General features: G+C 56.3%; 13 protein-coding genes. 6 read left to right on the top strand and 7 right to left on the bottom strand.

Annotation, left to right across the window (positions count from 1 at the left end; all coding sequences use genetic code 11):
* Positions 1-11 precede the first annotated feature (11 nt).
* Entirely contained in the window at positions 12-512 is a 501-nt protein-coding gene (locus ACTIEN_RS05030) for a flagellar basal body-associated FliL family protein (protein WP_439522021.1), read from the top strand.
* On the opposite strand, the gene ACTIEN_RS05025 is transcribed toward ACTIEN_RS05030, so the two are convergent.
* From ACTIEN_RS05025 to ubiE, 7 genes are all read right to left on the bottom strand, one after another.
* Positions 509-931, bottom strand: a complete 423-nt coding sequence (locus ACTIEN_RS05025) for a hypothetical protein (protein WP_439522020.1) — start codon at positions 929-931, stop codon at positions 509-511. The two genes, ACTIEN_RS05030 and ACTIEN_RS05025, sit on opposite strands and share 4 nt — an antisense overlap.
* A complete protein-coding gene (locus ACTIEN_RS05020; protein ID WP_439522019.1) occupies positions 928-2001 on the bottom strand; it encodes an EscU/YscU/HrcU family type III secretion system export apparatus switch protein in 1074 nt (357 codons plus the stop codon). Before ACTIEN_RS05020 ends, ACTIEN_RS05025 begins: the two co-directional genes overlap by 4 nt.
* Positions 1998-2765 (bottom strand): flagellar biosynthetic protein FliR, encoded by a 768-nt coding sequence (locus ACTIEN_RS05015; RefSeq protein ID WP_439522018.1) that lies wholly within the window; start codon positions 2763-2765, stop codon positions 1998-2000. Before ACTIEN_RS05015 ends, ACTIEN_RS05020 begins: the two co-directional genes overlap by 4 nt.
* Before the next feature lie 2 nt (positions 2766-2767).
* Positions 2768-4840, bottom strand: coding sequence for a flagellar biosynthesis protein FlhA (gene flhA, locus ACTIEN_RS05010; RefSeq protein ID WP_439522151.1), 2073 nt, complete (start codon positions 4838-4840; stop codon positions 2768-2770).
* A gap of 8 nt (positions 4841-4848) precedes the next feature.
* The gene (locus ACTIEN_RS05005; RefSeq protein ID WP_439522017.1) at positions 4849-5505 is read right to left on the bottom strand and encodes a lytic transglycosylase domain-containing protein; all 657 of its coding nucleotides are present in this window, start codon (positions 5503-5505) and stop codon (positions 4849-4851) included.
* Between the two features lie 89 nt (positions 5506-5594).
* Positions 5595-7127, bottom strand: a complete 1533-nt coding sequence (gene ubiB / locus ACTIEN_RS05000; RefSeq protein ID WP_439522016.1) for a 2-polyprenylphenol 6-hydroxylase — start codon at positions 7125-7127, stop codon at positions 5595-5597.
* A gap of 1 nt (position 7128) precedes the next feature.
* Positions 7129-7881 carry a bifunctional demethylmenaquinone methyltransferase/2-methoxy-6-polyprenyl-1,4-benzoquinol methylase UbiE gene (gene ubiE, locus ACTIEN_RS04995; RefSeq protein WP_439522015.1) on the bottom strand — a complete coding sequence of 251 codons (753 nt, stop codon included), beginning with the start codon at positions 7879-7881 and terminating at the stop codon, positions 7129-7131.
* 85 nt (positions 7882-7966) lie between these two features.
* Between ubiE and mutM the strand changes: the two genes are divergently transcribed.
* From mutM to dnaN, 5 genes are all read left to right on the top strand, one after another.
* Positions 7967-8818 (top strand): bifunctional DNA-formamidopyrimidine glycosylase/DNA-(apurinic or apyrimidinic site) lyase, encoded by an 852-nt coding sequence (gene mutM, locus ACTIEN_RS04990; RefSeq protein WP_439522014.1) that lies wholly within the window; start codon positions 7967-7969, stop codon positions 8816-8818.
* Positions 8819-8883: 65 nt separating this feature from the next.
* Complete coding sequence (locus ACTIEN_RS04985; protein ID WP_439522013.1) at positions 8884-9660, top strand: enoyl-CoA hydratase; 777 nt, start codon at positions 8884-8886, stop codon at positions 9658-9660.
* 155 nt (positions 9661-9815) lie between these two features.
* A complete protein-coding gene (gene rpsT / locus ACTIEN_RS04980; RefSeq protein WP_439522012.1) occupies positions 9816-10079 on the top strand; it encodes a 30S ribosomal protein S20 in 264 nt (87 codons plus the stop codon).
* Between the two features lie 476 nt (positions 10080-10555).
* Positions 10556-11932 carry a chromosomal replication initiator protein DnaA gene (gene dnaA, locus ACTIEN_RS04975; RefSeq protein WP_439522011.1) on the top strand — a complete coding sequence of 459 codons (1377 nt, stop codon included), beginning with the start codon at positions 10556-10558 and terminating at the stop codon, positions 11930-11932.
* Positions 11933-12086: 154 nt separating this feature from the next.
* The gene (dnaN, locus tag ACTIEN_RS04970) at positions 12087-13205 is read left to right on the top strand and encodes a DNA polymerase III subunit beta (RefSeq protein WP_439522010.1); all 1119 of its coding nucleotides are present in this window, start codon (positions 12087-12089) and stop codon (positions 13203-13205) included.
* Positions 13206-13217 lie beyond the last annotated feature (12 nt).

Here is a 13217-nt window from a genome sequence, read left to right as displayed (position 1 = left end):
CAGGTGTTTTCATGCTCAAAAAACTATTACCATTAATATCGCTTGTGCTTGGCTTGGCCGGTGGCGGCGCCGCTGCAATTTTTTTGGCCCCACAGGCAGCGGATCCGCTTGTGTCCGAAAGCACCGAAACTGCAGAGGCGCATACGGAAGAACCTTCGGACGATGGCCACGAAACAGCGGCCGGCAACACCGAAATCGTGAAACTCCCCAATCAATTTGTGGTCCCGGTCATTCTGAACAATCGGGTGAGGGCGATGGTGATCCTGGCCGTTGCCCTTGAGGTCGAAGCCGGTTTGGGTGATCAGGTTCGAACGCTCGAGCCCAAACTGCGTGACACTTTTCTGGCCGAATTGTTCAATTTGGCGGCACTTGATGGGTTCAAGGACGAACTTATCTCTCGCAAGACCCTTGATTTGGTCAAACGCGCATTGACCGAAAGATCCAAAGAGGTTCTTGGCCTTGAACATGTGACTGTCCTGATCACAGATATGGCACGGCAAGACGCGTTCTAGCGTCGTTTGCTCATCTCGAACAAGACATGCGCGCGCTCTTCTTCGGATTGAAAAACCGGTGCATGGGCGTCAAGCTTTTCCAACTGAAGCGTCAAGCCAAGACGTTGGCGCAGGATCGACTTTAGAGCGATCTGCACTTTCTGCCGTTGAATCGCGGCCTTGGCCAAGACCGGCTGCAATCGCCTCTGGTCATCCGCCAGTTTACGCAGTCGCAATTCCCGAAACCGGAAAGACGCCGGATCCGTCGCGGCATGCTCTTGCAGTGACGCAAGCAGGTCGTTTTCCTGATCCGTGATCGCAACTTGTTTGGCGCGGAGCGCGACCTTCATCTTCATCTCATCGGCAAGCATCAACTCAAGCGCCTGCGCCCTCGCATCCAGAATAACGAGCGCTTTTCCAAGACTCTTGTGTCCGCTCATTTCCGAAGCATCGCCTGAATGCGCCGCGCATAGCCAATGGCGGCAGCGACCGCCTTGTAGTGGTCGGAGTTTATCATCATCCCGATCTTCACATTTGCATAAAGCTCGCGCGCGGTCGGCGGATCACGATACAGCGGCACTCCGGATTGAATCGCAATTTCACGGATTTTTCGCGCGGTTTCATCCGTTCCACGGGCCACGCATTTCGGCACCGTGTTCTGCTCACCCGTCCACTGCAAAGCAACTGCATAATGCGTGGGGTTCGTAATCACCACGGTCGCCTTCGGCACGTCCAAGAGCATGCGGTTCGTTGCGATCTCTTCCGCCTTCGCACGACGCTGTTGTCGGATGGTCTCATCACCTTCTTCGTTCTTGTGCTCGTCTTTCATTTCCTTGTGCGACATGCGGTTCTTGCGGGCATGTTCCTGCACCTGCCAGAAAGCATCAATGGCCGCAAAAACCACATAAGCCAAAAACGTGAACCAAAGCCATCGAAGCGCCACCTCGTAGATATTAGCCAAAGCCATATGCTCACCACGCACAATGGCGACCTGAAACAGGTCGTAGCTGTCCAAGGCAAAAACCGTCATCAGGGCCGCGAACACCAGGAACTTGGCAAAGTTCTTCGCAAATTCAAAAAGCCCGGACAAACCGTATTTCTTCTTGGCGTTCGCAACCAACGAGATTCGGTTCAGCTTTGGCTGCAGTATGTCAGCCGTGAACAAGACCTGCTGAGTGCTGACAAGGCCCGCCATGATGATTGCGAACGGTGCAAAGAAGAGAATTCCAAGAAGGGGTAAGGCCCACCCAAGCACAGCCGCGTAAATATCCGGGCTGTCGAGTGCTTCGCGCCGCATCACGGACCGCGCAACGAAGCCTTGGATATCCAGCATGATCCCAGACATGACCCCACCAAAAACCACATGGATGGCGATAATGAATATTCCCAGAACCACAAGGTTGACGACATCCTGCGACCGGACAATCTCACCTTTCTTGCGCGCGTCTTCCAGCTTTCGGCGCGTGGCATCATACGGCTTGTCGTTCTGGTCTTCCCCGGCCTCGCTCATTGCGATCCCTCAAAAGGCATCAACAGAATGGTCAGCGCCTTGTCCTGCCAGATGGTCAACAATAGTTCGAAATGCTGATGCAGGAAGTAGATCGAAAACAACGCCACAAACGGGATCCCGATAAACGAGACCATGAACTGTGGCATGGCTTTGTTGATGAAACCGATGAACAGGTAATAGACAAACATCAGGCTGACAAAACCGGCGGCAAGCACGACACCGTTGTTGAAGATAAAGTTCATCAACTCGGTGATCTTGGACGCAAAGTATCCCCAGAGATCGGCAATCGACGGGATCTGCACAAAGTAACTTGCCGCATAGGCATAGAGCATTTGATCGGCCAGCGAGGTTGAAAAAATGATCGCAAGGCCAGTTGTCGTCAGAACATGACTGATAACAGGCATCGGTTCTGTCGCATTGCCCAGCATCTGGGCAAGCGAAACAGACTGGCTGATCACCGCACCGGCCTTCTCAAGAAGGAAAATGATTCCTCTCGACATCACTCCGATGAAAAACCCGATAGAGGTTTCACGCAGGGCGAAAAACATCAGTTCGTCGCCAACTGGGGCTGCCACGGGAAGGTAGGGTTGCAATATCGGTGCCGCGGCAAAGGAATAGAAACCCGCCACCGCAAGACGGACACGCGCGGACACAAATTTCTCACCATAGCCTGGCGCGAGAGAAATCGCCGGTCCAATCCTTAGGAAGACTGCAAAGACAAGCCAGAGCTGGTCGTTGATTTCGGTAAGGAAACCTTCAACCACGCCTAAGCCGTGATTGTGCCGACAAGCGCGGGCTTGGCATCCAGACCGATTTCTTCAAAGGCCATGACCGGGTTGCTGATGCCTTTTGCGGTCAAGAGGCTACGCAGGAATCGGCGGCGGCGGCCAGGCGTGACCAAGGCGGGGAAAATGCCTTTCTGACCCGCACGCGCAAGTTCTTCGGCGATGCGTTTTGACAGGGTTTCAAAGTCTTTTGGCGGCAACGCGACATCGGGCGCCCCGCGTTCACTCTTGACTTCGCATTCCTCGAACCGTCGCTCCCAATCCGAAGCAAGATGCACGAGTGGAATCGTCCCATCTTCGCGTCGCATGGCCGCGACCAGCTGAAACCCAAGCCGCTGACGAACGTGCTCACAGATTGATTCAGCCGTATGCCCCTGCCCCCGGGTTTCGGAAATCGCCTCGAGAATAAGCTGAAAGTTGCGGATCGAGACCTGCTCATCCAGTAAAAGCTTCAGCACTTGCAACAGCGTATCTAACGGCACTTTATCAGGTACAGTCTGTTCAATCAGCGCGCGGTTCGCCTCGGCCCGGCCCGGATTTGACAGCGCGCCCAATTCATCCAGCAGTCGTTTGAGCGATTTCATCGTAAGCAGACGCCCGAGGTTGCGCTTGATCACCTCAAGAAGGTGGGTTGCCAAAACTTCGCTCGGGGACACAACGGTGAGGCCACTCATTTGCGCTTCTTCGCGTTCGCCGTTCTGAATCCATCGTGCTGGCGCACCGTAGACTGGTTCTTCAACGTCTTTTCCATTTGGCAAAGCGGTTGTGCCTTCGGGAATCAACGCCAGCATCAGGTCGGGATGCAGTACCCCACGTGCTGTTTCCACGCCATGAACCCGCACGACATATGTACCGTCCTTGAGCGTTGCATCGTCGGTCAGCCGTACCTCTGGCATGATCGTGCCAAAGCTCTTGGCGATATGCGTGCGCATGTTCGTGATGCGCGAATCCAGACCGCTTGCCGGATCAAGCACCATGTCCACAAGATCAGGGGCGAATTCCAGGTGAATGTCGTCAAGGTCCAGAACGTCCCCGATTGGACGATCCTTGGCCAAAAGCGGTTTTTCTTCCGGAACCTCGTCGGCGTGTTGGTCCTTGGCGCTGCGATTGACCCAGTAAGCCAGTCCGCCAAGGAACAGTCCACCTGTCAGGAACGGCACAAATGGCAGACCGGGAACAAGCGCGAACAGCACCATGAGCACTGCCACCGTCGCAAGCGCTGCCGGATGGCGGCCCAGTTGTGATGTGATTGCCAGGTCCGTTGCACCAATAGCCCCACCCCGAGCGAGAAGAAGGGCCGCCGCAATCGAAATGATGACTGCGGGGATCTGTGTCACCAGTCCGTCACCTACCGTCAGGATCGCGTAGGTTTCGAACGCAGCTCCAATCGGCATTCCGTGGACCACCGTTCCCATGACCAGACCGACCACAATATTCAGAATCGTGATCAAAAGACCGGCAACCGCGTCGCCCTTGACGAATTTCGATGCGCCGTCGAGAGACCCGAAAAATGTGGTTTCCTGCAATTCCCGTTCGCGCCGCGCGCGGGCTTCGGCATGAGTGATGGCACCCGCCGCCATATCGCTGTCGATGGCCAATTGTTTGCCTGGCATCCCATCAAGAGCAAAGCGCGCACCCACTTCGGCCATCCGAGCCGCACCCTTGGTGATCACCATGAAATTGACAATCAGCAGGACACAAAAGACGACAAGCCCCAGAAACACGCTCCCACCCATGACGAAATCGGCAAAGCCCTGAATCACGTTCCCGGCGGCGTCTGTCCCGGTGTGGCCCTGGCCAATGATCAGCTTGGTCGAACTGATGTTCAGAGACAGCCGCAACATCAAAGAGGCCAGCAGGATCGTTGGGAAGGCCGAAAAGTCCAGCGGGCGTTCAACAAAAAGCGTGACAGTGAAGATCAGGATCGCCAACGCAAACGATGTGGCCAGCCCAATATCCAGGACAAACGCGGGGACAGGCAGGATCATCATCACGATCACAGCCATCAACGCGACGGCCAAGACCACCGTGGGTTTCGCAAACAGGGTTCGCATGCTGTCCATCAGTTTGTCTTTCCCAATGTGATAAAGGGCTGCGCGCCTGTAGCTTCTGACAGAAAGACGGACCCGGGCCGGGCCGTTCCGACCTGGGCAAACAAGGGGCGGGTTGATCCGTGATCAGCCGCTGTCGGTTTTGATGTGTCCAAGTTTGCGACCAGTGTTTGCAGTTCGCGAAATCTGGACAAATAGCGGTTTGCAAATTCCGGTGTGCGGCTGTGATAGGCTCCGGCGGCGTCTGTCCAGTTACCGAATTCGCCATAAAGCCGGGTCAGAAACTCTGCCGCATAAAGCGCATTCAGATCCGGATCGAACATATCATCCAAAGAGCGAAACCCCTCGGCATGCCAGCGATAGTTTATTTGGAAACAACCAATATCAATGTTCGACACTCCGCGTTTCACCTTGGAGAACACATAGGACCGCGCGTCGTCTTCGGTGTTGAACCAAGAGCCATTGCCGGCATGGTTGACCGTCCACGGCCATGGATCCGCCTTGCTGCCACGCCCGGTTTCCAGCCGCGTGATGGTCAGCATCACATCCACCGGAACACCCGTCTTGGCCGATGCACGTTGGGCGGCGGCGTCACAAATGCTGGCATCTGACGATGACGCACCTGCCCATGCGATCAGCATGCCAAACGCAATGGATTTCACCAACATCCCGTACACCGAACGGCCCTCGCATTCTGCGGTTTGGCAGAACCTAAGGGCCAGAGCGTTAGGATTTGGTTACGGTTTGGAGAGACCGATCAGAAAAGCGCCTCAAACAAGGCGACCAGACCGCCGCCAACCACCGCACCGATCACCGACCAGAACACGGCTGTCCTGATTGTATTGGATTTCGGTTCAGGTGTGTCTTGCGCCTGAGCGATCAAAAGCTGTTCCATCAGCCCTGGCAGACGCGGTCCGAAACGGGCCAGTACCAAAGCTGTCTTGCCAAGATCCTTGGCAAAGGCACGCGGTCCGATGCTTGTCTTGATGTAGTCCTCGACAATGGGCTTTGCGACGTCCCAGATGTTCATCCTGGGATCAAGCGACCGTGCCACACCTTCAACCACCACCATCGTCCGTTGCAACAGAATCAATTCCGTCCGCGTCTCCATGCCGAAGCGCTCCGTCACTTCGAACAGGTAGCTGAGCAGACGAGCCATGGAAATACGCGTGGCATCCATCCCGAAAATCGGCTCACCGACCGCGCGCAACGCTCGCGCAAATTCATCGACATCGCGATCATTGGGTACATAGCCGGCTTCAAAATGCACCTCGGCCACGCGTTTGTAGTCGCGCCTGATGAAACCATAGAGAATCTCGGCATAGACCCGACGGGTGTATTCGTCGATATGCCCCATGATCCCGAAATCAAGCGCAATGATATCACCGTTTGCCGCAACCTTGAGATTACCCTGGTGCATGTCCGCGTGGAAAAAACCATCACGCAGCGCGTGCTGAAGGAAAAGCTGAAGGACACGTTCGCTCAACGCCGCGCGATCATGGCCAGCCGCGTCCAAGGCGTCGTTGTCGCCCAGCGGAAGACCCTCGGCCCATTCCAGTGTCATCACCCGACGGCTGGACATGTCCCACTTGATCGCGGGCAGTTGAAACCCTGGGTCTTGCGCGGTGTTTGCTGCAAATTCCGAAGCAGCCGACGATTCGAGCCGCAGGTCCAATTCTCCCATGACCACACCTTCAAAATGCGTGATCACGTCCATGGGCCGCAACCGACGCGACGATGGCGACAAAAGCTCAATCATGTTCGCCGCAAAGTAGAAGGCGTCGATATCCTTGCGGAAGTCTTTCTCGATGTGTGGGCGCAGCACTTTGACTGCAACGGTTTCCCCTGTCTGCGCCAGCTTGGCCTTGTGAACCTGCGCAATAGACGCGGCAGCGACCGGTTCGCTGAATTCAGAAAACAGCGTATCGATGGGGACGCCCAGTTCGGATTCGACCATTCTCTTGGCTTCGGAAACCGAGAACGGCGGCAGCTTGTCTTGCAGAACGCGCAGTTGCTTTGCCATCTCGTCACCCACAACATCGGGGCGTGTGCTGAGCACCTGACCGAACTTGATATAGGCCGGGCCCAGCGCCGTCAGCGCACGCGGGGCTGGGGGCATGGATGGGTCACCGTAGTAACCAAGCCATTTGAACGGCCAGCCAAGCAGCCGCGCGGCAAGGCGCAGCGGTTTGGGCGCATCGAACGCATCAAGAACCACGCCCATCGCACCCGTACGTTCCAGCGTCGCGCCCGTACGGATCAGGCGCAGGATATTGTGCGGTCCTCTCACGTCAGATTTTCCAGCCCGAATGCAGACAGGCGATGCCCATGCTTAAATTGCGGAACTTGGCATTCTCGAACCCGGCCTGCCGAACCATGCCAAGGAACGTGTCCTGATCGGGAAACTTGCGGATCGATTCGACAAGGTACTGATAGCTGTCACGGTCATTCGCGATGGCCTGCCCCAGGCGCGGAATGATGTTGAACGAGTAGAGGTCATAGACCTTTTGCATCAATTCATTCGGGATCTGGCTGAACTCCAGCACCATCAATCGTCCACCGGGGCGCAGCACACGAAACGCTTCGTTCAGCGCCTCTTGCGGACGCGTGACGTTCCGGATGCCGAAAGAGATGGTGTAGACATCAAACGTATTGTTCTCGAATGGCAGATGCATCGCGTCACCGACCACCCAATCAAGACTGTCGCCCATCGCACTCGCCTCGGCACGCTTGCGGCCTTCGACAAGCATGGGTTCTGTCAGATCAAGCACTGTCGCATGCCCACGCCCCGCGCGTTTGAGAAACCGGAAGGAAATATCCCCGGTCCCTCCTGCAACATCCAACAGCTTCTGACCCGCACGCGGCGCGAGCCAATCCATCATCGCGTCTTTCCACACGCGGTGGATCCCGAACGACATGGCGTCATTCATGACATCGTATTTTGACGCGACAGAGCTGAATACACCCTGTACGCGGCCTGCCTTTTCGTTTTCAGGCACATCCTGAAAGCCGAAATGCGTGGTGGATTGATTTTCGTCTGCCATAAGCCTTGTCGTTTCCCGTGCCAGACTTTCTTATAGAGCGCCCACACGGCGTTACAATGCGACGACACGAGACAGGACAGCCCGAATGCCCGAATTGCCAGAGGTTGAGACGGTACGACGCGGGCTGGCGCCTGTGATGGAGGGAAATGTCATCGCGAAGGCGCAGGTCAACCGCCCCGATCTGCGCTGGCCTTTTCCAGAAAACATGGCAGAGCGTTTGACCGGCAGTCGCGTTTTGCGGCTTCGGCGTCGGTCGAAATACATCCTTGTCGATCTCGACAGCCAGGAGACCGCGCTGATCCACCTTGGAATGTCCGGACGAATGCTGGTCTCGGGCGACCCGCTGGGTCAGTTTGTCCATGATCATCCCTTGCCCGAGAAACATGACCATGTCGTGCTGCACATGGAGACTGGTGCGCGCATCACCTTTAACGATCCTCGCCGTTTCGGTGCCATGGACCTATTTGCAACCGATGGTGCCGAAACGCATCCACTTTTGGCGTCCATAGGACCAGAGCCACTCGGTAACGGCTTTGACGAAAGCTATCTTCGTGGCGCTCTTGCCCACAGGAACACACCGATGAAATCCGCGCTGCTAGATCAAAAAACCGTTGCCGGGTTGGGCAATATCTACGTCTGCGAGGCGCTGTTTCGATCAAAAATTCATCCGACCCGCCCAGCGCGTCGCGTGTCAAAAGATCGGATTTCCCGTCTGGTTCCCGTCATTCGCGACGTTCTGAACGAGGCGATAGAAGCAGGCGGATCATCCTTGCGTGATTTCCGGCAAGCTGATGGAGAGCTTGGATATTTTCAGCACAGCTTTGATGTCTACGGTCGTGAAGGCGAACCCTGTCGCACACCCGGATGCGCCTCGACCATACGCAGGATCGTGCAATCAGGGCGGTCCACCTTCTATTGCCCGACCTGTCAAAGATAGCTTGAACGGTGCCGATCAGATGCGTAAGGCTGCATTCCTGAGATCACCGCACGGAGCCCTCACACATGGCTTATGAGACGATCATCGTCGAAATCGAAGATCACGTTGCTACCATCAAACTGAACCGGCCCGATGCGCTTAATGCGCTCAACAGCCAGTTGCTGTCTGAGTTGGCAACCGCACTGGAAGACGCGGATGCCAACGAGAAAGTGCGTTGCATCATTCTCACAGGGTCTGCCAAGGCGTTTGCCGCCGGCGCTGACATCAAGGAGATGTCCGAAAAGACGTTTGTCGAGATGTTCATGTCCGACTTCTTCGGTGCAGAATCGCTTGCCGTTTGCAAAACACGCAAGCCCGTGATCGCGGCGGTCGCTGGCTATGCGCTGGGCGGAGGGTGCGAGTTGGCCATGATGTGCGATTTCATCATCGCCGCCGATACCGCCAAGTTTGGCCAGCCTGAAATCAACCTTGGTGTTGTCGCAGGTATTGGCGGCACGCAGCGCCTGACGCGCTTTGTCGGCAAATCCAAGTCCATGGATATGCACATGACAGGTCGTTTCATGGATGCCGACGAAGCCGAGCGCTCAGGTCTGGTGAGTCGTGTGGTTCCTGCAAAATCCCTGATGGAAGAGGCGCAATCTGCCGCATCAAAGATTGCAGAGAAATCCATGCTGGCAACCTTTGCCGTCAAGGAAGCGGTCAATCGTGCATACGAGACAACGCTAAGCGAGGGTCTGCTTGCCGAACGGCGATTGTTCCATTCGCTGTTCGCCACTGAAGACCAGAAAGAAGGTATGGCCGCCTTCCTTGAAAAACGGACTCCCCAGTTCCGCGACCGTTGATCGCAAAAAGGGGCCTTTTCATAAGGGAAATCTGGGGCTATACGCCCCGCTACATGCGTGTGATGCCCGCTTAGGCAAGATTCGATCCGGTCGATGGTTCCGGGCGTGCTTTCATATGCAACCCGATTTGAACATAACGAACCAGGATAGATCACATGGCCAATTCGCCCCAGGCAAAGAAGCGTGCAAAGCAGAACGAAAAGCGCTTTGCCATCAACAAGGCGCGTCGTTCGCGCATCCGTACATTTCTCCGCAAAGTAGAAGAAGCAATCGCATCCGGCGACAAGGAAGCGGCAACTGCAGCTCTGCGCGCGGCGCAACCCGAAATCATGCGGGGCGTGACCAAAGGTGTGTTCCACAAGAACACCGCATCCCGCAAGGTTTCGCGCCTGTCGTCCCGCGTCAAAGCACTCGGTTAAGAATCGTCGGCTGACGCAACTACGTTAAGAAATCAAGACGCCGCTCTATGCAGAGCGGCGTTTTTTCTTGGCGCTTGCGCAGCTTTGCACCGGTCAGAGATTCTTTTCGGGCTTTGCATGAGTCAATAACGAAGTTCAGTTGAAGCACTCTCTTCCACCTTTATAAATCGACACAGCGAGTCACATCGCTGTTGGGGGGACAGGCGCCGCCGGTTCAAAATCGATATGACAATCTGCTTCGATTTTGGTCTGGCGACATAATTGATAGAATATCAACCGCCTCGTCCGTAGGATGTCAGGGCTGTAGCGAACACCAGTTGCCATGTGTTCCCAGACCCATTTGTTTGGTCGACCAGTTTGTTCTGATCCGGCCATCAGTCGTCTTTTCCCAGATGTGCCGCATGGGGGACACAAGAATGTCGTCCGATCAGAGGAATAGCGTGTGGCGACACACGCCGACAGTGGAACAGGGACAGATGACAAAAGACCAGTGGGGTACAATTCGAGATGAACTTCATCAAACGATGGGCGCAAATAGCTTCCAAAGCTGGATTGAACCACTGATCTACATCGGCTCGGGAGACGGCATTGCCCGCTTCCAGGTCCCCACCAACTTTTTCGGCAACTATGTATCGCAAAACTACGGCGACCTGCTGCTGTCCAAGATCACACGATGCAATCCGTCCATCCGGCGCGTCGTGTTTGATACCGTCGCTGTGGGCCAGGATGCTGTGACCAGCAAACCGCAACACGCGCCCGAACCCGTGGCCGCCCCTGCGGTTCAGACAAAGTCCAACGCGCTGGCCGATACGCTGAACGGATCGCCGCTCGACAAGCGGTTCACCTTTGACACCTTTGTCGTTGGCAAACCGAACGAATTGGCACATGCCGCAGCCCGCCGTGTCGCCGAAGGTGGTCCGGTCACGTTCAATCCGCTCTTTCTTTACGGTGGCGTCGGGCTCGGCAAGACGCACCTCATGCACGCGATCGCATGGGAGTTGCGCACAAGGCAGCCGCACCTGAACGTGCTTAACCTTTCCGCCGAACAGTTCATGTATCGCTTCGTGCAAGCCCTGCGTGACCGCAAGATGATGGATTTCAAGGAATTGTTCCGCTCGGTCGATGTGCTGATGGTGGACGATGTCCAATTCATCGCGGGCAAGGACAGCACGCAGGAAGAATTCTTCCATACCTTCAACGCGCTGGTGGATCAGCACAAGCAGATCATCATTTCCGCAGACCGTGCCCCGGACGAGATCAAGGATCTTGAGAACCGCATCAGGTCTCGCCTTCAAAGCGGATTGGTTGTCGATCTGCATCCAACGGATTACGAATTGCGGCTTGGTATTCTTCAGTCCAAGTCCGAAATGTATTCGCGGATGTATCCCGGCCTTGAGGTCGAACGCGGTATCCTTGAATTTCTTGCGGCCCGGATCGTCAGCAACGTCCGCATCCTTGAAGGCGCTCTGACCCGACTGTTTGCCTTTGCATCGCTGGTTGGAAAACCGATTTCGATGGACCTGACACAGGAATGCCTGACCGACATTCTGCGCGTGTCGGAACGCAAGGTCTCGATCGAAGAGATTCAGCGCAAGGTCGCGGATCATTACCTCATCCGCCACTCCGATCTTGTCGGCCCCAAGCGGGTGCGTACCTTTGCCCGTCCGCGCCAAATCGCGATGTATCTGTGCAAGCAATTGACCACCCGGTCGCTCCCTGAAATCGGACGCCACTTCGGGGGGCGCGACCACACAACCGTCATGCACGGTGTCAAGCGCATCGAAGAGCTGAAAAAACTGGATGCCCAGATCGCGGAAGATGTGGAATTGCTCCGCAGATCGCTCGAAGCCTGAGACACAGACACAACAAATGGGGTTGTGGCGTGTCTTACTGCATGCCCGCCCTTGACCCTGCGCGCAATCCGGCCAAGAAATTGCAAAACAAGGGCTTGGAGAGCAACCCTGATGCGGGTTACTGTCGGCGTCCGGCCAGTCGGGGGATAAACGCATGAAATTCAGCATGGAACGCGGAACACTGCTCAAGGCGGTGTCGCAGGCGCAATCCGTCGTCGAACGGCGCAACACGATCCCGATCCTGGCCAATGTCCTGATCGAAGCCGAGGGTGACACGGTTCAATTCCGGGCGACGGACCTTGATATCGAAGTGGTCGACCGCGCTGTGGCCCAGGTCGAACGCGCGGGTGCGACAACCGTGTCCGCCGTGACTTTGCACGAAATTGTCCGGAAACTGCCGGATGGTGCGCTTGTCTCCTTGTCCGAGGACAGCGCGTCCGGTCGCCTCACCGTCGAAGCAGGCCGCTCCAACTTCTCGCTCGCAACACTTCCAAAAGAAGATTTCCCGGTGATGGCATCGTCGGAATACAGCGCGAACTTTTCGGCCCCTGCACCGGTGCTGCGCCGGCTGTTCGACAAATCGAAATTCGCGATCTCGACCGAAGAAACCCGCTATTACCTGAACGGTGTCTACATGCACGTCGCGGATGGCGAAGACGGCAAGGTTCTGCGCTGCGTGGCCACCGATGGCCATCGCCTTGCCCGGATCGACGCGCCGCTGCCGGACGGTGCCGCGGATATGCCTGGCGTGATCGTGCCGCGCAAAACCGTGGGTGAGATGCGAAAGCTGCTTGATGACGATGACATGCAGATCGCCGTGTCCGTATCGGAAACCAAGGTCCGCTTTGCGACCCCCGACATCACCCTGACCTCCAAGGTCATCGACGGAACCTTCCCCGACTACACCCGCGTGATCCCGCAGGGAAACACGAGACGGCTCGAAGTGGACGCCGCCGAATTTGCAAAGGCTGTGGATCGGGTCGCGACCGTATCCTCGGAACGGTCGCGCGCTGTGAAGTTGTCATTGGACGAAGACCGCCTGATCCTGTCCGTCAACGCGCCTGACAGCGGTGCGGCGGAAGAAGAACTCGCCGTGGCCTATGGTGACGACCGGCTGGAAATCGGTTTCAACGCCAAGTATCTGCTTGAGATTGCAAGCCAGGTGGACCGCGAAAACGCCGTTTTCATGTTCAACTCGGCAGGCGATCCAACCCTGATGCGCGAAGGCAATGACACCAGCGCCGTGTACGTCGTCATGCCGATGCGGGTGTAACCTCGCGAACGG

This window comes from Marivita sp., assembly GCF_051859345.1.
GTDB lineage: Bacteria > Pseudomonadota > Alphaproteobacteria > Rhodobacterales > Rhodobacteraceae > Marivita.
Note: the sequence above shows the minus strand (reverse complement) of the source record. Positions and strands in the feature narration are given on the sequence as shown.